Annotated in this window: 8 protein-coding genes; 5 read left to right on the top strand and 3 right to left on the bottom strand. The window is 56.5% G+C overall.

What is annotated here, in order from left to right; translation table 11 throughout:
- Positions 1-104: 104 nt before the first annotated feature.
- Positions 105-587: an isoprenylcysteine carboxylmethyltransferase family protein gene (locus JAO85_RS24230; RefSeq protein ID WP_237734990.1), complete on the bottom strand. Its 483-nt coding sequence runs from the start codon at positions 585-587 to the stop codon at positions 105-107.
- 851 nt (positions 588-1,438) lie between these two features.
- Here JAO85_RS24230 and JAO85_RS24225 point away from each other — a divergent pair.
- Together JAO85_RS24225 and JAO85_RS24220 are read left to right on the top strand one after the other, a co-directional pair.
- The gene (locus JAO85_RS24225; RefSeq protein WP_370552224.1) at positions 1,439-3,082 is read left to right on the top strand and encodes a ShlB/FhaC/HecB family hemolysin secretion/activation protein; all 1,644 of its coding nucleotides are present in this window, start codon (positions 1,439-1,441) and stop codon (positions 3,080-3,082) included.
- Positions 3,083-3,091: 9 nt separating this feature from the next.
- A complete protein-coding gene (locus JAO85_RS24220) occupies positions 3,092-14,461 on the top strand; it encodes a hemagglutinin repeat-containing protein (RefSeq protein ID WP_202789195.1) in 11,370 nt (3,789 codons plus the stop codon).
- A gap of 565 nt (positions 14,462-15,026) precedes the next feature.
- On the opposite strand, the gene JAO85_RS24215 is transcribed toward JAO85_RS24220, so the two are convergent.
- Positions 15,027-15,758 carry a hypothetical protein gene (locus tag JAO85_RS24215; RefSeq protein ID WP_202789194.1) on the bottom strand — a complete coding sequence of 244 codons (732 nt, stop codon included), beginning with the start codon at positions 15,756-15,758 and terminating at the stop codon, positions 15,027-15,029.
- A 596-nt stretch (positions 15,759-16,354) separates the two neighbouring features.
- On the opposite strand from JAO85_RS24215, the gene JAO85_RS24210 reads away from it, so the two are divergent.
- From JAO85_RS24210 to JAO85_RS24200, 3 genes are all read left to right on the top strand, one after another.
- Entirely contained in the window at positions 16,355-16,918 is a 564-nt protein-coding gene (locus JAO85_RS24210; RefSeq protein WP_202789193.1) for an NYN domain-containing protein, read from the top strand.
- A 612-nt stretch (positions 16,919-17,530) separates the two neighbouring features.
- Entirely contained in the window at positions 17,531-17,947 is a 417-nt protein-coding gene (locus JAO85_RS24205) for a hypothetical protein (RefSeq protein WP_202789192.1), read from the top strand.
- An 8-nt stretch (positions 17,948-17,955) separates the two neighbouring features.
- Positions 17,956-18,597 (top strand): SEC-C metal-binding domain-containing protein, encoded by a 642-nt coding sequence (locus tag JAO85_RS24200; protein WP_202789191.1) that lies wholly within the window; start codon positions 17,956-17,958, stop codon positions 18,595-18,597.
- Between the two features lie 431 nt (positions 18,598-19,028).
- Here JAO85_RS24200 and JAO85_RS24195 read toward each other — a convergent pair whose 3' ends face one another.
- A complete protein-coding gene (locus tag JAO85_RS24195) occupies positions 19,029-19,283 on the bottom strand; it encodes a hypothetical protein (RefSeq protein WP_034407565.1) in 255 nt (84 codons plus the stop codon).
- Positions 19,284-19,410 lie beyond the last annotated feature (127 nt).

The following is a 19,410-nucleotide window of genomic DNA, read 5'->3' as shown; positions in this document are numbered from 1 at the left end:
ATCGATACAGCCGAGGAGCTTGCCTGAGCTTGTCTATCTGCTTGCAAGGCCGCCGTATGCGCAGTCAATACCAGCCGGCGTGGCCCGGGCCGGCTCAAATCCTTCTATAGCCAGCGTCGTACCTGCCGACAATAGGCCACGAACAAGGCACCAAATTTCGCCTGCAACGCTCTTTCCTCTGGTCCTATCTGGAAGTGCTGAAGATAGGCCATGAACAGCGGCACAAGCAGCAATCCTGATAGCTTGCCCAAATACATGGCGAGTGCCAGCAATAAAAGCGCAAAGCCCAGATACATCGGATTGCGTGTCACCCGATAGATCCCGTTGACCACCAGCGCTGTCGATGCTGCCGGGTTGATGGGGTTCACCGTGGTCCGGGCATGCTGAAATGCCCGAACACCGGCGAGGCAGAACGCTCCGCCCAGTGCGGCGAGCATGAGGGCCGCCATCCATGAAGCAGTGAATCTGACCGGCAGGATATCGGGCAGAAGCCACATTGCCACGGCAAACACAGCGAACAGCGCCATCGGCGGCACCCGCAGCATGAGTAAAGAGGATTTGTTCTGCGGTGGGGATTGAGAAGTCATGCATTCAAGCCTAAAGCTTAAAGTGACTTCATGGTCAATCATGTGCTGCTGCATGACCTGGCTGCATGCCACGCCATTGAATGCAAGCGGGGCTATGACTTCTGATGCTCAAAAAAGCCCGCAATATTGCGGGCCTGCATTACCCAAATGTCGGCAGATCAGGACGTAAGCGCGGATGCATCAAACCTGACATTCAGTTTTCGTGGCGTATGAACAATATTGCTGAGTTTTCAGTTTCTAAAAATAAGAATTTTCTTATCTAAATCATCGACTGCTTTGATTAGCATGTTCTCTGTCGTCTGATGCTTGCTTGGGTCCATCTTCATATTTCGTCGGTGAGCGCTGAGAGCGCCTTCATATTTTTGCTTGTCTCGATCAATGGGGGGCGATTGATACCCCGGTTTTCATATTTACTCAAGAGTGCATTGGCTTGCATGACATCGTTGGCGCAGGCGGGCATTGAGGCCGCTGAGTGCTTAAGTCCGGAACCCTGGCTTCAAGGGGGTTGGCAGCCGGTGGAGAAATAAAAAATTCGCCGTCAGCGAAGCTACTTCTCAATCAACTAAAAAGTCACGAGTGAAAATTGAATTTCACACATGGCCTGGCCGCGGAAAACAGTGAAATCTCTTTCTACTGCCTTGGAGGTAATTCACTGCAGAAAACTTGTTATTCGTTAAATATGCTGCTGTTGTAACTTTGTATGCTGGCCATCAGCCATAAACATGGCTGCTTTCATGCGAGAAATAATGACACAAGAAATAAATAGCTCTTTTATGAGGGAGACAACGCCTGGCAAGCGTTTTCAATTGACGTCACTATTTGTTGCCGTACTGAGCTTTGCAGCTCCTGCCATGGCGCAGCTGTCCGGTTCAGCCATTGAACAGCAACAGTTGCAACGACAGCAAGAGCGTGAACGGGAACTGCGTGAGCGCATGGCACCCAATGCCGATACCTTGCAGCCGCGGACCAAGGCAATTGAGCTGGAGATGCCGACGAGCGAGATTCCCTGCTTTGCGCTGCACTCCCTTGAATTGACTGGAGAAAAACTTGATCAAGTGCCGTGGCTCAAGGCGGCAGCGGGTATTGATCTGAGTGCCAGGCCTTGCGTTGGGGCGAAGGGTGTCGAAGTCATCCTGGCTCGGCTGCAGCAGGCAGTGCTTGAGCATGGCTACGTGACCTCCCGGGTCATGGTGGCTCCGCAAAACCTCCAAAGCGGGGTGCTGACCGTTGTATTTATTCCCGGCGTTCTCAGGTCCATCCGGTTTACCCCGGACAGCACAGGAGACACTTCACTTATTGCAGCACTACCGTCCAAACCTGGAGAGCTGCTGCAACTGCGTGATATTGAGCAAGGTTTGGAAAACCTCAAGCGTGTTCCAACGGCAGATGCCGATATTCAAATCACTCCCGCCGAAGGTCCGGATGTCGAGCCCGGCCAAAGTGATTTGATGATTACTTATAAGAAAATAAACCCGCTGCGCTTCAACGTCGCCTTGGATAATGGCGGCACCAAATCCACAGGAAAAATCCAGGGCACGGGCACCGTGTCCTGGGACAACCCGCTGGGCCTGAATGATCTGATGTATTTCAGCTTCGGCGGTGGTATCGGCAATGGCGGCAACCGTGGCACCGAGACCCGTGCAGCGCAGTATTCCGTGCCTTTGGGGTACTGGCTGGCAGCTGTGTCCGGCTCCTATAACAAGTACCACCAAGGCGTGGCCGGTGCCTATCAAAACTACACCTACAGCGGCGAATCCAGCAACCTGGATCTCAAGCTAAGCCGCGTAGTGTTTCGCAATGCCTCCTCGAAGACAACGGTTGGCATCAAGGCGTTCCAGCGGACTTCCAACAACTACATCGACGATGTGGAAATCGATGTCCAACGCAGGCGCACCTCGGGCTTTGAGCTGAGCCTGAACCAGCACAGCTATCTGGGCAATGCCGTTCTGGATGCCAATCTGGCCTACAAGCGAGGCACAGGTGCTTTTGCGGCCTTGCACGCGCCAGAGGAGCCCTTTGGTGAAGGCACTTCGCGCATGAAGCTCTTCATTGCCGATCTGGCATTGTCCAAGCCCTTCGAGTTGGGCGGCACCAAACTCAGGTTCAGCAGCAACTGGCATGGCCAGTGGAACAAGACGCCGCTGACGCCGCAAGACCGCCTCGGTATCGGCGGCCGTTACACCGTGCGGGGCTTCGATGGAGAAAGCACCTTGCTGGCGGAGCGTGGCTGGTACTGGCGCAACGAACTCAGCACCCCTTTGAGTCTGGGCGCTGCGGGCAATGCCGAAGCCTTTTTGGGCCTGGATACCGGCCATGTCAGCGGGCCCTCTGCGAAGTACCTGGTGGGTCATTCATTGACCGGCGCGGCCATCGGCCTGCGCGGGGCCTGGCGCAAGCTCTCCTATGAAGTCTTTGTGGCAACGCCTGTCAAAAAGCCGGAGCACTTCCGAACCTCCCACACCAACCTGGCTCTGAGCCTGGCCTACAGCTTCTGAGGCGTCGTCATGAACAAGAATCTTCATCGCGTTATCTTCAACAAAGCGCGTGGCATCCGGATGGTGGTGCAGGAAACAGCTTCCAGCGAAGGCAAGGCCGGCAATGGCAGCACACAGACAGGGGTTGCCGGCTCAGGTGCCTCGTCGGCGGGCAGCTTGCGCACTGCCAAATCCTTCCTCTGCGATTTCCCGTGCTTTGCTGCAGCCAAAGCAGCAGGCATGCTGGCCCTGGCTCTGGGGGCTCCGGCCGGTTTTGCGCAAATCATTGCCGATCCCTCGGCCCCCAACCGTCAGCGCCCCACGGTTCTGGAATCAGCCAACGGCACGCCCACGGTCAACATCCAGACCCCTTCTGCGGGTGGCGTGAGCCGCAACACCTACCAGCAGTTCGACATCGGGCAAAAAGGCGCCATCCTCAACAACAGCCGCAGCAATGTGCAAACCCAGATTGGTGGCTGGGTGCAAGGCAATCCATGGCTTGCCAACGGCGGCGCCAGAGTCATCGTCAACGAAGTCAATTCAGCGGCCCAATCCCGCCTGATGGGGCCGCTGGAAGTGGCAGGCCGGCGGGCCGACGTCATCATCGCCAACCCTTCGGGTCTGGTGGTCGATGGCCTGTCCTTCATCAATGCAGCAGGCGTGACCCTGACGACGGGCAGACCGCTGTACGGAGCCAATGGAGCGGTTGACGGCTTGAATGTGCAAGGCGGTCTCATCAGCATCCAGGGCAATGGGCTTGATGCCACCAAGGCAGATTACGCCAACATCCTTGCAAGAGCCATCTCGCTGAACGCCGGGCTGTGGGCTCAAGACCTCAAGGTCGTCACAGGCGTCAACCAGATTGCCACCGATGGCAATGTCCAGCAAAGCAAGCCCAGTGCGACAGGCGCAGAGCCTGCGAAACCCCGGTTCGCCCTGGACGTCGCTCAATTGGGCGGCATGTATGCGGGCAAGATCTTTATCGTAGGCACCGAGTCTGGCTTGGGTGTTCGAAACTCCGGCCTGCTCCAAGCCGGTAGCGGCAGCCTCACCTTGAACAGTGAAGGTTGGCTCAACAACAGCGGCTCCATCCAATCCACCAGCTCCGATGTTGTCGTGAACACGCGTGGCGCGGTAGAGCAAAGCGGTGCCATCTATGGCGGCGGCAATGTCCAGCTGAGTTCGCAGGCGAGCCAGGCACACAGCGGCACAGTGGCTGCATCGGGTGATGTCTCCATTCAGGCTGCAGGGGCTGGAGCGCAGATTCAGGCCCGAGATGCAACAGTCTGGGCGGCTGGCTTGCAAACGGATGGCCGGTTGCTCGGGGATAAAAATCTGAGCGTGCATGCAGATGCACAGCTGCAGACCTCAGGCCAGGCGCTGGCCACCCGCAATGTGCAGATGCGAGCTGCAAGCCTTGACCTGTCTTCGTCTCGTCAGCAGGCTAAAACCTTGCAACTGCATGCCACAACAGGTGATTTGCAAGCCAAAGGCAGTCAGTTGCTGGCAACTGAGCAAATGACTCTGCAAACGGGCCAGACACTCACGACAGATGGCGCGCGAGTGCAGGCATCCAGTCTCGGCATCCATGCCAACGCTCTGAGCAATGTCGGTGGACAGATCATCCAAAGCGGCGGCAGTGACCAGACAATCGCTTTGCAAGAGGATCTGGACAACAGAGCTGGCCTGATTCAAACAGCAGCCGGTAACCTGAACATTGCGGCCCGGAACATCGATAACACGGCAGGCCAGCTGCTACATGCCGGTGGCGGAAGCTTCAACTTGAGCAGCCAAGGCCAGCTCCTCAATGACTCCCGAAGCAGCAATCAACCGGCTGTCGCGGATGGTGCGCGCATTGTGAGCAATGGCTCCCTGTATGTGCAAGCCCAGGCCTTGAGCAATAGCGGCAGCGTCCATGCGGCGCAGGCACTTGAGACACATGCCTCGACCCTGAACAACAGCGGAGTCATGTATTCGGCAGGCAGCCAGGCACTGACAGTTGATGGCGGCATGAGCAGCAGTGCAACGATTGGCGCAGCCCGGAACCTGACGGTGAAAGCAGGCAGCTTCAATGGCGCAGCCACCCATGTACTGGCTGCGGGCATGGGCGCTGATGGCAAGCTTGCCGGAGCTGGTGTCCTGACCGCAACTGCATCCGCACATTTGCAGAGCGCCGGGCAAATTCTGGCAGCAGGCAACGTCAGTCTTGATGCCGCAAGCCTGGACCTCAGGCAGAGCAGCGCGGCAAGCACAGCAGGCAATATGAGCCTGACGGCTCAAAGCGGCGACATCCAGACGGGCGGCGCCCGTATCAGCAGCGCAGGTCTTTTGGCCATCCGAGTCGACGGATCGAGCAGCCAGCGCCTAGACAACACCCTCGGACAGATCAGCGCAACGCAGCTCAGCATCAAGGCGGGCGAGCTTGACAACACAGATGGATTGATCTCTGCGGTCGAGCAACTCGACATTACCAGTGCTCAATTGATCAATGGCGCCACCCCTGCGGCAAGCACAGCCAAAGGCATTCAAAGCCAGACGGGCGATGTCCATCTGAACGTTCAGCAGCTCGATAACAGCGGGAACATCCAGGCCGCGAAGAACCTGGCTGTGACCACTTCCAGCCTTGGCAATAGCGGCACCCTCTACGCAGGACGCGCGCAGACGCTGAATGCGAGCGGTGCAATCACGAGCAGCGGGACGATTGCCGCTGCCCAGGACCTGAACGTGACAGCTGCCTCGTTTGCAGGCGCCGGCAGCAATGTGCTGGCTGCAGGCATGGCTGCGGACGGAAAACTCGTCAATCCAGGGACTTTGAATGTCACCACTTCGGCTGGATTGCAGACAGCCGGCCAGGCATTGGCTGCAAACAATGTCAACCTCGGCGGCGCCAGCCTGGATCTGGAAAGTGCAACAGCAGGCAGTGCCAATGCAGATGTGAATCTGAGTGCCGCCCAGGGCAGCATTGTCACGGCGGGCTCACACATCAGCACGCCAGGCAAGCTGTCCATTACCGCCAACACGGTTGCCGGCCAAGCGCTGGACAACACCGCAGGCCGCCTGGCTGGCCAGCAATTGCAAATTCAGGTTGGGCAGTTAAACAACCATCAAGGAAGCATTGAACAGTCCGGGGGCGCTGATCTGGACATCAATCTGAGGGGCGGCGCACTGAACAACAACGCCGGGCGCATCGTTGTCAATGCTGCAAATATCAAGCTTCAATCTGGTGCGCTGGACAATACAGATGGACTGATCAGCCATGCCGGTTCAGGGCACGGAGCACTGCAGGCGTCCAGCCTTGACAATACCCGTGGACAGATCCTTGGCAACGGAACCTTGTCTTTGGCCAGCAGCGGCAATGTCAGCAACAGCGATGGACTGATCTCCTCCAATGGCGACCTGCAACTGACAAGCGCAGACCTGGGCAACACCCGTACAGGCACTTCAGGAAGCGCCACAGGCATTCAAAGCCAAGGCGGCAACCTCACGGTCAATGCCCAAGCCATCACCAACAGCAGCAACCTCTATGCTGCCAAGGATCTCAAAACCACGGCCACCAGCTTGGACAACAGCGCAACGTTGTACGCAGCAGGTGAGCAGACCTTGGATGTGGCCGGCGCGGTTGGCAATCAAGGCACCATTGCCGCGGCCAAAAATCTGTCGCTCACTGCAGACAGCTTTGCCGGCGGTGCTGGCAACGTTCTGTCGGCCGGCATGGCTGCCAATGGACAACTGAGTGGCAGCGGCGCCTTGACGGCAGTGACATCCGGCAGCCTGCAAACCAATGGGCAGGCACTGGCGACAGGCTTATTGAACCTGAAAGCCGCCAGCCTCGATCTTCAAGGCAGCACCACTGGAAGCACCGGTGCAGACGTGACGCTGAGCGCGACGACGGGAGATATTCAAGCTGCTCAGGCCAGGATCAGCACACCCGGATTGCTGAGTATTTCCACCACCGCCGGGCAAAAACTCGACAGCTCCAAGGCGCAGCTCAGTGGTGGGCAGCTCAGCATCGATGTCGGCGAGATAGACAATACCGAAGGCGTCATCCAGCAGACGGATACGGCTTCCGGAGCCGCCAACCCTGTTGCAGGCATTCGCAGTGCTGGCGCTATCAACAATAGTGCGGGGCGCATCGTTGCCAATGCGCAGGACTTCGCTGTGGTCTCCGGTGGGGTGCTTGACAACACGGATGGGATGATCGGTCATGCTGGCTCCGGCCAGCTTCGCGTGGATACGGGCGGACTCCACAACACACGCGGAAAAATCATCGGCAACGGAGCAACCGCGCTCACCAGCTCTGCGAATGTCGACAACACCGGCGGCATGGTCGCAGGGCAGCAGAGCGTGACGGCAACGGCCACGGCTTGGGACAACAGCCAGGGCACCCTGGTTGCAGTTCAGGGCGACCTCAATCTTCACACCACAACGAATGCCGTCAAGAACGCTGCAGGCCTGATCCAGGCTGAAAACGATATTCGGCTCACACTGGACGGCGCGGGCAATCAACTGCACAACGGCCAGGGCAAGATCGTGTCGGGACGAGACGCCATCCTGTCGACCGGCCAGATGGACAACGATGCAGGCCTGGTGGCCGCAGGTCGCAATCTCGGCATTGACACCCACCAGCAATCGCTGAGCAACCAGGCAAGCCGCAGCAGCGCAGGTGCTCTGGGCCTGGTCGCCGGCGCACAACTGGACATTCACAGTGGCACATTGAACAACCAAGGCGGTCTGATCAGTGCCCAGACCGACCTGAACATCACAAGCAGCGGCGCGATCGACAACACCGAGAAGAATGCTCAGGCTGCGCAGATATACAGCGGTGCACAGCTCAATCTGCAATCAACAGGTATCGACAACGCGGGCAGCCAGATTCTTGCGGTGCAAGGAGCAGATATCAGCGTCGGTAGCGGCACTCTGACCAATCAGGCAGGGCTGGTCCGGGTAGGGCAGGCATTGACGATTCAGGCCGGAGCTATCGATAACCAGAACACCCTGGCTTTGAACGGCGATGGGAGCGCACAAGCGCTGGGCCTGGAAGCCAGCACGATTTCCGTGACCGCTGCCAAGCTGGACAACAGCCAGGGGGCTGTGCGTGCAGGCCAGGACTTGACGATTCTGAGCGATGGCCGACTGATCAATGATCGTGGTGAGCTCAGCGCCGGCAATCAACTGAAGGTTACCGCCGATCAGGCCGCCACTCCCACACTGAACATCAGCAACAACGCGGGTCAAATCGTTGCCGATCACAAGGTGGACCTTCGCACAGGCAGCCTGAACGGCGCAGGAGAGATTGCCTCGCGCGGTGACGTAAGCCTGCATTTGCAAGGCGACCATACCCTTGCGGGCACCTTGCAGGCTGGTGGCAACTTGCAGCTGCAAACCACGGGCACATTGACAAACCCTGTCACCGTCCAGGCCGGAAAGAGTCTGACCGTCAACGCCAGCAACCTGGACAACCAGGCCACGGGCGAGCTGCTGAGTGGGCAAACAACCCAGCTCACGATAGCCAACACCTTGACCAATCGCGGGCTGATCGACGGTGCGGACACCCGCATTCAGGCTGGCAATGTCAACAACGTTGGTACCGGCCGCATCTATGGTGACCGGGTAGCGATTGCAGCCAGCGCGCTGACCAACCAGGAAGAAACGGTTGCAGGCATCACCCAGGCAGCCACGATTGCTGCGCGAGAGCGCATGGACCTGGGCGTTCAAAACATCACCAACCGGGAAAACGCACTGATCTATAGCGCAGGAAATCTCTTCACTGGTGGGGCGCTTGATTCAAATTGGCATGCCACAGGCGCAGGGCAGACGCTCAACAACAACAGCGCCACGCTGGAGTCCGCCGCCAGCATGGTGCTGGGGCATGACCAGGTTCGCAATACCAATGAGCATCTGCAGTGGACATTGGTTGATGGCCAGCCTCAAAAGATTGTTGAATTTCAAGCACCTAACGGCCAGCGCTACAAGGGCAGCGACGTTCTGCTGATCTCCAATGGCAATGTTGGAGGCTCCGGCTCGAAGGACATTAGTTTCGTGGTCAGCGGCAACGACTGGCGTTGCAGCATGGGCGGAGAAACCTGCTCATTCACTACCGGTGAAACCACAGCCTTCGATCAGTATTACAAAGGCTTGCTCCTGCCTTCTGAGCGATATCCGTTCGAGAAATATGCGCCTTACTACAACCCCAGCTATGTCGATGACAACGGCCAGCGGGTCCAGGGGTATATGCACTACAGCGGGGATCGCACCATAGGGTTCTGGACAGGCGGTGAACTTGTCAAAGGAGCGCACTACGCAGCCGACCATCGAATCTGGAGCGACTTTGGCGTGCAGCCCTATACCGGGCCTGCGCCTGTTTTAAGCAGCACCAATCCCTGCGCCGCTCTGGCACGCTGCACAGTGGGCTATCACACCATCGAAAGCTGGGATAGCGGGGGCCGGTATGCTCAGGTCACCCAGGCTCACGTGGACGAATACAACGCCTACAAACCGCGGCTGGACGCGCGCAATGCAGCGGATGCCGCCTTGGACGCGAAGCTGGATGCCTTCTATCAGGATATTCGCAATCGCTGGATTGGGGCGTTTGTCTTCTACGACTACAGCCGCACCGAGCAAAGTGTGCAAGTGACGCAATCCTCCCCCGGAAAAATCCTGGCAGGCGGCAATCTGCAATGGAATGGATCGAATTCATCCAGCAAGCTCCTGAATCAGGACAGCACCATCTTGGCCGGCGGCACCATCAGTGCAATGGGTGGCTCACTCGACAACCGAGCTACGACCGTGGATGTCAAATCCGTCGATCAAGGCTATGTCTACAGCACATGGAAGGGCGGCTCCAGCACTCCAAACCGCAAGTACAGCGGCTCGGTCTATGCACCTGCAGGCGCAATCAAGACGCAGACACTGGCCTCCTACACCTATACGGAGCACGCTGCGAACCCCTCGACCGGCGCAGCGCCTGGGGCCAGCGCCATTTCTGCGGTGCAGGCACAGGCATCTGCAGCGGGCGCGGTGGATGCCATCCATCATTCCGTGGCTCCTGGTGTCGTTCAGGGAACGCAGGCCGGCCCGGCTGCCGGTGCAGCCACTGCAACGCAGACCCAGGGGCAGATCACAAGCAATGCCGTAGCGGGCGTGGCGGCGCAAGAAAGCAGCGCTCAAGCGCAGGCCTCTGCCAAGGTTGGTGCAGCCGCGACCCCCGAGAGTACGGCTGCGGATGCATCCAATGCCAGATCAGCGTCCTCTCAATTCAATATTCGCACCACCCCGCCCAACACCCGGATACCTGGGGCCTCCCTGTATCGCCAGCGCCCTGAAGCAGGCGCGCTATACCTGGTCGAGACAGACCCCAGGTTCACGCAATATAAAAACTGGCTGTCTTCGGACTACATGCTCCAGGCTCTGCAAATGGACCCCGGCACCGTTCAAAAGCGACTGGGCGACGGGTTCTATGAGCAGCAACTGGTGCAGCAGCAAATCGGGCAGCTCACGGGCCGCCGATTCCTGGGCAACTACACCAGCAATGACGAGCAATACAAAGACTTGCTGCAAAACGGCGCAACCTTCGCCCAGGCGCAAGGCTTGCGCCCAGGTATAGAGCTCAGCGCGACACAGGTGGCGCAACTGACCAGCGACATCGTCTGGCTGGTCACCAAGGAAGTGACGCTACCCGATGGCTCCAGGCAAAGCGTTCTGGTTCCGCAAGTGTATGTAAGGGTCAAGCCCGGCGACCTGGACGGCACAGGCACCTTGCTGGCAGGCTCGGATGTGAACCTGAACCTTTCCGGCAATGTCGTCAACAGCGGCAGCATTGTGGGCCGCAACACCTTGAGCATCACGGCCGAGAACATCCAGAATCTGGGCGGCCAGATGTCCGGCAACGACGTCAAGCTTGCAGCCCGGCAGGACTTTGACAACCTCGCAGGCATGATCAAGGGCGTGGACTCGGCCACGGTGTCCGCAGGGCGTGACCTGAACCTCACAACCACCACGCAAAGCAGCGAAAACCAGGCAGGCGGCAACCGCTTTACCCAGACAGGGATCGATCGTGTCGCGGGCATCTATGTATCCGGGCCGGCCGGCGTGCTGGTCGCCAGTGCGGGCAACAACCTCAATCTCACGGCTGCGCAGATACAGAATGCGGGCACCGGCGCCACCGTGCTCACCGCTGGCAACAAGCTGAACCTCAACACGGTTGCGGTCGGCAGCAGCCAGGATATCAACTGGGACAGCAAGAACTACTTGCGCCAGTCGAGCACGCTGGATGTGGGCACCCAGATCACCGGCGCTGGCCGCGTGACCCTCAGCGCAGGTCAGGATATCAATGCCAAGGCAGCCACCATCGATGCAGGCAAGGCCTTGAGCCTGTCCGCCGGCAACGATATCCAGATCAGTGCAGGCCAGGCAAGCCAGAGTCTGGACGAGGCGCATCAGCACACCAACAAAGGCTTCCTCTCAAGCAAGACCGTCACCACGCGGGAGCAACTGCACAGCACCACGACAGTTGGAAGCAATCTGGGGGGAGATACGGTTGCTATCAACGCCGGCCGTGATATTGCCGTGACGGCAAGCCATGTGGTCTCCGACACGGGAACCAGCTTGCTGGCGGGCCGAGACGTCACCATCGCCGCAGCCCAGGAAACCTCCAGCGAACAGCACTACCGCAAGGAAACCAAGAGCGGCATCTTTGGCGGCGGCGGAGGCATCGGCTTCACCATCGGCAGCCGTATGCAAAGTGCCGATCAGACGGGCACCCGCACCACGGCCGCTGCATCTACGGTTGGCAGCGTGGGCGGCGATGTCAACATCGTTGCGGGCAATGCTTACAAGCAAGTCGGCAGCGATGTCATGGCTCCTGGCGGTGATGTCAACGTCGTGGCCAAAGAGGTTCAGATCGTCGAGGCCCGCGAAACCGGCAGCTCCGCCACCGAGCAACGCTTCAAGCAAAGCGGCTTGAGCGTCAGCATCGGCAGCCCCGTCATCAGCGCCATACAGACAGCCGACAACATGGCGGATGCCGCCCGCAACACCAGCAGCGGCCGCATGCAGGCCCTGGCTGCAGCGGCGACGGCGTTGAACGTCAAGAACTCTGCGGGCGAGCTGCAGGGCGCTGCCCAGGCGCTGGCTGGCGGCGACCCCACCAAGGCTGCCTCCATCTCCATCAGCCTGGGCTCCAGCAAAAGCCAGAGCAACACGGCACAAACCAGCGACAGCGCACGCGGCAGCACCGTCAAAGCCGGCGGCAATGTCAACATCCTTGCCCAGGGGGCGGGGGCGGACAGCTCCATCCTGGTTCGCGGCTCGGATATCGCTGCCGGCCAGGACGCCACCTTGGCCGCAGAAGGCGATATCCGTCTGCAGGCTGCTCAAAATACGGCCAGCCTCGGCGGCCGCAGCAGCTCAAGCTCCGGCAGCATCGGCGTGAGCGTGGGGCAGCAGACCGGCATTACCGTCAGTGCCAGCAAAGGCCGTGGCAACCAGGCCGGTGACGATCTCACCCACACCAACACCCACATAGCGGCAGGCAACAGCGTCACTCTCCAGTCCGGCGGCGACACCGACCTCAAGGGGGCTGTGGTCAGCGGCAAGCAGGTGGTGGCCGAAGTGGGGGGCGATCTCAATATCGAAAGCCTGCAAGACAGCAGCAGCTACGCCAGCCGCAACCAGTCGGCCGGTGGCAGCCTCACCATCAGCCCCGCAGGCGTGCCCATCGGCGGCGGATTGAATGCCGGCCGGAGCAAGGTCAACAGCAACTACCAAAGCGTCACCGAGCAAAGCGGCATCCAGGCAGGGGACGGCGGCTTCCAGGTCAGCGTCAAGGGCGACACCGACCTCAAGGGCGCCGTCATCGCCAGTAACCAGACGGCAGTGGAGCAGGGCAAGAACCGTTTCAATACCGAAGGCGCACTCACCACCAGCGACCTGCACAACAGCGCCCACTATGACGGCCAGGCCGTGGGGGTCAATGCCAGCGTGGGCAATGATGCGGGCAAGTTCGGCGTCAAGGGCGTGGGAGCCGGCGTAGGCCAGGACAGCGGCAGCGCCCAAGGCACCACCACGGCGGGTATCTCCGGCATCGCAGGCGACCAGAGCGTGCGCACGGGCGATGCCACGGGCATCGAGCGGATATTTGATCAGAACAAGGTGCAGCGCGAGATCGATGCGCAGGTGGCGATCACGGCGGAGTTTGGGAAGCAGGCCAGCAAGGCCGTGGGGGACTATGCAGGCCGGAAGTACAACGAACTCAAGGACTCGGACCCCGTAGAAGCGGCGAAGTGGAGCGAGGGGGGAGCCTACCGTGTCGCCATGCATGCTGTGGTGGGAGGACTGTCAGGAGGAGTACAGGGCTTAATGGGCGCCACTGCAGCCAGTACAGCGGCTCCTTATATTGACCAATTGCAGGAGGGATTCCAGAGTGCACTTCAAAATGCAGGATTGGGAGAGGGAGCCGCTAAAGTGCTTGCTAGCTTGGCGGGCGGCGCAACAGCCACGACGATTGGTGCAGTAGCCAGCGGTGGATCTGCGGCAGGCGCGGCCACGGCCTTCAATTCGGATATGAACAATCGGCAGCTGCATCCAAGTGAACGCCTGTTGGCTCGTACTCTCGCAGTAAGAAGCAATGGGAAATACACAGTGACACAAATAGAAGATGCCTTGCGAGTCGCGGGAAATACTGAAACAGGGGAAAGTATCGTGGCAGGTATGGTTGTTGATCCCAGTGAGCGCGATGCGATTTATGACAGTGGAGCTGTATGGACCATTGGTAGTGCAGGCCAAATGGTTCAAGTCGTACCGAAGCAACCTGCAGCTGATTTATTGCAATTCATCCAAAGCAGCACTGCAGGTCAATATGACTGGTATATGCCATCGTCAAATGGTAATGCACTTGCCTCGACGCCAAGAGATCGGCTGACTGGAGCTCCATTGGATGAGCAGGGCCGCTATAGTCAAATCTTCATTTTAGATGGAAAAAAATACCAACCAAAATATTTTCCATGTGCGAAACCAGAGTGCTTGGGGTCTAATTTGGATAGTTCCGACCCTGGAACTCAAGCGTATATCAAGGCTATGGATGCACAGATATTTAAAGACATTAGTACAGGCGCTAACTATGCAACGCTGATGACTCCCGCTGGGGCTTCTGGTCAAACACTTGCGGCTGTTGGACTGGTTGCATCGGCGGGGAGCGCATTTACTGATAGCAATGCTCTTGATGAGTTGCTGAAATATGGATCGCAGAAAGGAGGGGAAAAATTATTTGTGGATATTCTTGGGCATACTCCTGCAAATGCAGCAAGAGCAATTGCCATTATTGATCTATCTGGAGGATGGAGTGCATTCGTCGAGAGATTTAAAGTTGATATTTTAGGAATGAGAAAGAAAAGTGAAAATTAAAAAAAATATTCATATAATTGCTATATTTTTTGGTTTATTTATTTCTGTATATTTCTTTAAAGAGTGGGAGAATTTTATTGGATATTTAGGTTTTTTATTTCTGTTTTCATGGAATATATATGCATTTCTAAATGGGAGAAGTATGATTTCCATTCCGAAGATGATAGAGAATGTGAAAATTAATGGAAGTCATGAGGCTAGATATTTCTTATACGTGGTGTCATGGGGTATTATTGCTATTTTTAGTGTTGGATACATCTACAAAGGCGTTCTTGCTTAAAAGGACACCATTGTATAAATCGATGTGCAGTAAGCGTTAGTCTTGATCAGAGCTTGGGGTAGGCGTTGTTGTGGGCCTTCCAGTGCCGGAGGAACGTGTGGCAAACGCGCTTGTGGACTGTGTGGATCGAGGATCCATCGGTCATCGCGCGATTGTCTCAGAGGAGGGTGCTGCTCCGGTGCGTATGACTGGGGACGGCCATGAACCGTCGTTGATGGAATCAAGAAGCAGACATTCAACGTTTGAATTCACCGACTGCCGAAGGCAGTCCGGTGGAATGAATAGTTAGAATACATTCTTAGTTAACCACTCGGCCCCCGCAATCAATTCTTCCACTTGCTCCTTAGTAGGGTCAACATCCTTTTTGTGCGAGCAAAGATTGCGAAGGTCAGCTAGAAAACTGATCTTTCTCCAGCTCGCAGTATCGATCACAGAGGCGGCTTTGAGCGGGTCGTTGAGATCGGCGATCGTAGGGCTTTTCTTGGCAATCTTGATTCCATGCGAATTAGCCACTTTCTGCAGATGACCTTCAATAAGAACACCAACCAGTGCACCTGCTGCTCTGGGACTCACTTTTAGTAGTTGCCTAGCAACCGCTACTTCGTTGTCCTGCAACTCTGCGTAAAGCTCGCCCTCGATATTCGACAAGACTGAGTCAATCCGCTCTTTAACTGCATTCAGAATCGTCAACTGATTGAGGAAGCATTGCAGTACCTGCTTACGAGTGTCGAAGCCCTCGTATTGATACCCGCCAGGTGCAACACCCTTCAGATAGTCCTGAATGACGTAAGTCCCGTATCCAAGCGACTTCCTCTTCGGATCTACCTCATAGTAACCACGAAACTCAGCATGTCGATCCGGAGCTAACGAGGCGACAGCCTTTAGCGCTTTTGTGTACCAGCTTTGGTAGTCGTAGTGGAATTGCTTATCTTCCTTCTTTTGGAAAGAGACAGCCAAAGTCGCGCCTTGCTTGTAGATGGCTGCAAGTTCTTTGTGGATTGCTTCGCGCTTCGTCATCTTGTCTTCTAACGTAATGTAGACCGCACCAAGCCGCAGGTAATAGCTGGCGCTTGCGGTCTAAATTGGTACAAAAAACGCGGAAAAGGGCTTGTAGCCTAGCTTGAAGGTAAGTTTTATGTATGAAAATACAGTACTAAATTCAGCCATGAAACCCGCCTCCCCTCATGTGTTGTGCGTCACGTGGTTGCTGGACCAAATCCGTGAGCGAATTCGTTACAAACACTATAGCCTACCCACTGAACAAGCCTACGTGCAATGGGTGTGCATGTTCGTGGAATAGCACGATTTGCGGCATCTCCGAGACAGCGGTTGCAGGAAACAGAAATCTTTCTAACCAAGCTGACCAATCAGCGACTGCTCTCAGCTTCTAGTTGGATGGCGGCTCAGGGTCGAACAGCGACAGTCGCCGTTCGGCCAGAAGAGAACATCCAATCATCGGTCTTTGGACTACTTGCAATAAGTTCCAATCCCGAAATTTTTAGGTTTGACTAAAAAGTTTGCTTGCGATTGCTCACTCCCATAAATCCGAATAGATTCAGTTTTACGAGAACGACAAGATTTTTTGTCTATCGTCTAAATCTAGTTAGGTGTCTATGTCGATTCCCAAGACCTTTGTCTTTGCAGACGGTGAAAACTTGGTCATGCGCTATCAGGCTATGGTCGAAGCTGGCCGCAATCCCAAGAAAGACGTCATCCACATTCCGGATGTGTTCGTCTGGCACCCGGACATTACAACTTGGTCATGCATGGATATCCAGCGGGCAATTTACTACACGAGTGCAAGTGGTGATCAGCCGAAAATCAAGTCGCTCAAATCTCAAATTGCCGCAACCACATTCGACTTTACGCACGAGTACGGTGACGTCCCTGAAGCCACCGGCCAACTGGTTCCCCGTGTTTTCCATAAACAAGCAAAGAGTCGAAAGACCCGCAACGTCGACATTTATATCATCATTGACATGATGCGCGCTGCTCACCTGAATTCTGCCGAGACGCTATTGCTGCTTAGTGGCGATGGTGACTATCTTCCATTGGTTGAGGAATGCATGCGGCTGGGTAAGCCAGTATGGGTTTGTTCGTTCAGTTCAGGGCTGAACGATGATCTCCCAACATCAGTTGATCTGTATGAGTCGCTCGATGAGATTTTCTTTCAGTAGGCCAAGAAGACCGAACCTTGCATTCCAGCGGACGCCTAACAGCGCCATCGAACTCAATCGTTAGTGATTTAAGTGTCTGCTATGGGTCGTTTGCTGGTCGATGCGAACGACAGCTGGCGGGGGACTCAGCCTTGTAGCGGTGACGCACAGGGTCTGGCGTCAGGGAACGACCGCTTATGTCGGCAGCAGACATTGGGAACCGAGGCGCGAACGACAACAACGGGTCGTTAGCGGACCTGTGCTCGGAGTCAAAAGGGTGTTGGGTAGCGCACAACGGTAGGCGTTGTTGTGGGCCTTCCAGTGCCGGAGGAACGTGTGGCAAACGCGCTTGTGGACTATGTGGATCGAGGATCCATCGGTCATCGCGCGATTGTCACAGAGGAGGGTGCTGCTCCGGTGCGTATGACTGGGAAAGGCCAGAAGCGGCCATTCGGTCATTGGCCTTCTGTACGCACAAAAGACTGAGATCTCAATCTCTAGGCTTGTCTAAACGCGGCAACAGTTAATTTGCCCGTCGAGCTGCAAACTCATACAGTATTAGATGAACTAGAAATGCCTGCGGCATCTCTCCTAAATCTAGTGATTATCCACTTCAGACTCGGTGATAGCACAATGAAAGTGTCGAAAATTGAAATCGCTCGCTTCCAATTACAGCAAGCCTGCAAGCTCTACCTGGACGGTGGAGACCTAGTATCGATGCTAACGCTGGCCGGCGCAGCAGAAGAAATCCTAGGTGTGGAGCTAAATAGATCTGGCGGCGTCAGCTCCTTGAAGGCAATTCACGAGGCAGAAAAAGCCAAGGATCCTTCGCGGACTTACAAAGACACAGCAAACGAAGCAAACCTTGTACGAAATTCGCTCAAACACTTCAACGATCCTAACGAGCAGGAAGTTGAATTTCTTCCGGGAGATGCATTTGTAATGCTCTCTAGGGCATTGGACAACTATGGGAGGCTGTCGGATGACTTTTCCGACCCTATGCTTGAAGCTATTTACAAGCTACAAAAATTGGCTGGCAAACATCCTTGAGCCCAACAATGCGTTCAAGCCGAAATTGCATCGCTATGCCAGTGCACACGAGCACCCCAAAAGAGATCACGAAGCACATCAGGCAACTGATCGCCAAAGTCGCTCCTGGTCGAGATGCTAAATACCTAGCTGTTCGACCGCAGGACGGAGCAAAGGTCAATGAGTGTTTTCCAAACGTGGAGGCAAAAATTTCTCATGCCGGTGGCCGCATGTTGTGCGGTTGGCAAATATGGGAGTGGCCTTACGTCCTAGTTGAGGCAGAGTTTCATGCTGTGTGGGTGTCCCCTGAAGGAGAACTGGTCGAAATTACTCCCAAGCAACATGGCGAGGAAACCATTCTTTTCGTTCCAGATCCTGCTTTGACTTATGCTGGCCTTGCCAAAGACAACGTGCGCGTTGCAGTACGGGACGACTTGCTGGTTCATCACTTCATCCGGGTATCAGAAGAAATCGTAAAGGTGATGAATCGGGGAGATCGGGCTGGTCAGTACGGCTACGTCAGTGTCCCAGCCCATGAATTTGAGCCATTGAGAAACGCGCAAGCGTTCTTGGTGCATTCCATATCAACCGGACTTCGCGATCACAGTCCATGCCTATGCGGTAGCGGACGAAAGTACAAGCAATGTCACAGTCGGGACTTTTCGTTGTAAGCCCTAACGACCATTGATTCAAGGCACAGCTTATTCAGGCGTTCGTGGAATGTCTGTTCTGGGTCGTTAGCGGACCTGTGCTCGGAAGTCAAAAGGGTGCTGGGGAGCGCACAACGCTTGCCGGGCCCGGCCCAAAGTACACAAGCCCGACCTCAAGGGCGCCGTTATCGCCAGTAACCAGACAGCGCTGGAGCAGGACAAGAACCGCTTCAGCACCGGCGGGGCGCTCACCACCAGCGACCTGCACAACAGCGCCCACTATGACGGCCAGGCCGTGGGGGTCAATGCCAGTGTGGGCAACGATGCGGGCAAGTTCGGCGTCAAGGGCGGGGCGGACAGCTCCATCCTGGTTCGCGGCTCGGATATCACTGCCGGCCAGGACGCCGCCTTGGCCGCAGAAGGCGATATCCGTCTTTGCGTCTGGTGCTTGATCAGTAGCCTTCGACCAAAGGCATTTCCGTCCCATCGACCGCAATCATCACGCCAGTGGTGTTGGGGTCGATTTCTATTGGGACGCCCCACAGCTCATTGGGTTTGCCGAAGGAGTTGACGATGTTGAACTGCCGCAGCTCTTCCGGCGGCATCTTGATCAGCTTGGGGTAGGCGTTGTTGTGGGCCTTCCAGTGTCTCAGGAAGGTTTGGCAAACGCGCTTGTGGACGGTGTGGATCGGTGATTCATCGGTCATCGCGCGATTGTCTCAGAGGAGGGTGCTGCTCCGGTGCGTATGACGGGGAGCGGCCAACAGCGGTCCCCTGTATTTGTAGCGGCAAGAAAGTGAAGCTCTGCCGAACAGGTAACTGCTTCGGGTTGTA

It is taken from the genome of Comamonas sp. NyZ500, assembly GCF_016772095.1.
Classification (GTDB): domain Bacteria; phylum Pseudomonadota; class Gammaproteobacteria; order Burkholderiales; family Burkholderiaceae_C; genus Comamonas; species Comamonas thiooxydans.
This window is presented reverse-complemented; position numbering and strand designations above follow the sequence as displayed.

Excerpts from the sequence above, each read along its gene's own strand:
- JAO85_RS24225 (WP_370552224.1), top strand. The coding sequence starts at position 1,439 with ATGGCGCAGCTGTCCGGTTCAGCCATTGAACAGCAACAGTTGCAACGA.
- JAO85_RS24215 (WP_202789194.1), bottom strand. The coding sequence starts at position 15,758 with ATGACGAAGCGCGAAGCAATCCACAAAGAACTTGCAGCCATCTACAAG.
- JAO85_RS24220 (WP_202789195.1), top strand. The coding sequence starts at position 3,092 with ATGAACAAGAATCTTCATCGCGTTATCTTCAACAAAGCGCGTGGCATC.
- JAO85_RS24205 (WP_202789192.1), top strand. The coding sequence starts at position 17,531 with ATGAAAGTGTCGAAAATTGAAATCGCTCGCTTCCAATTACAGCAAGCC.
- JAO85_RS24210 (WP_202789193.1), top strand. The coding sequence starts at position 16,355 with ATGTCGATTCCCAAGACCTTTGTCTTTGCAGACGGTGAAAACTTGGTC.
- JAO85_RS24200 (WP_202789191.1), top strand. The coding sequence starts at position 17,956 with ATGCGTTCAAGCCGAAATTGCATCGCTATGCCAGTGCACACGAGCACC.
- JAO85_RS24230 (WP_237734990.1), bottom strand. The coding sequence starts at position 587 with ATGACTTCTCAATCCCCACCGCAGAACAAATCCTCTTTACTCATGCTG.
- JAO85_RS24195 (WP_034407565.1), bottom strand. The coding sequence starts at position 19,283 with ATGACCGATGAATCACCGATCCACACCGTCCACAAGCGCGTTTGCCAA.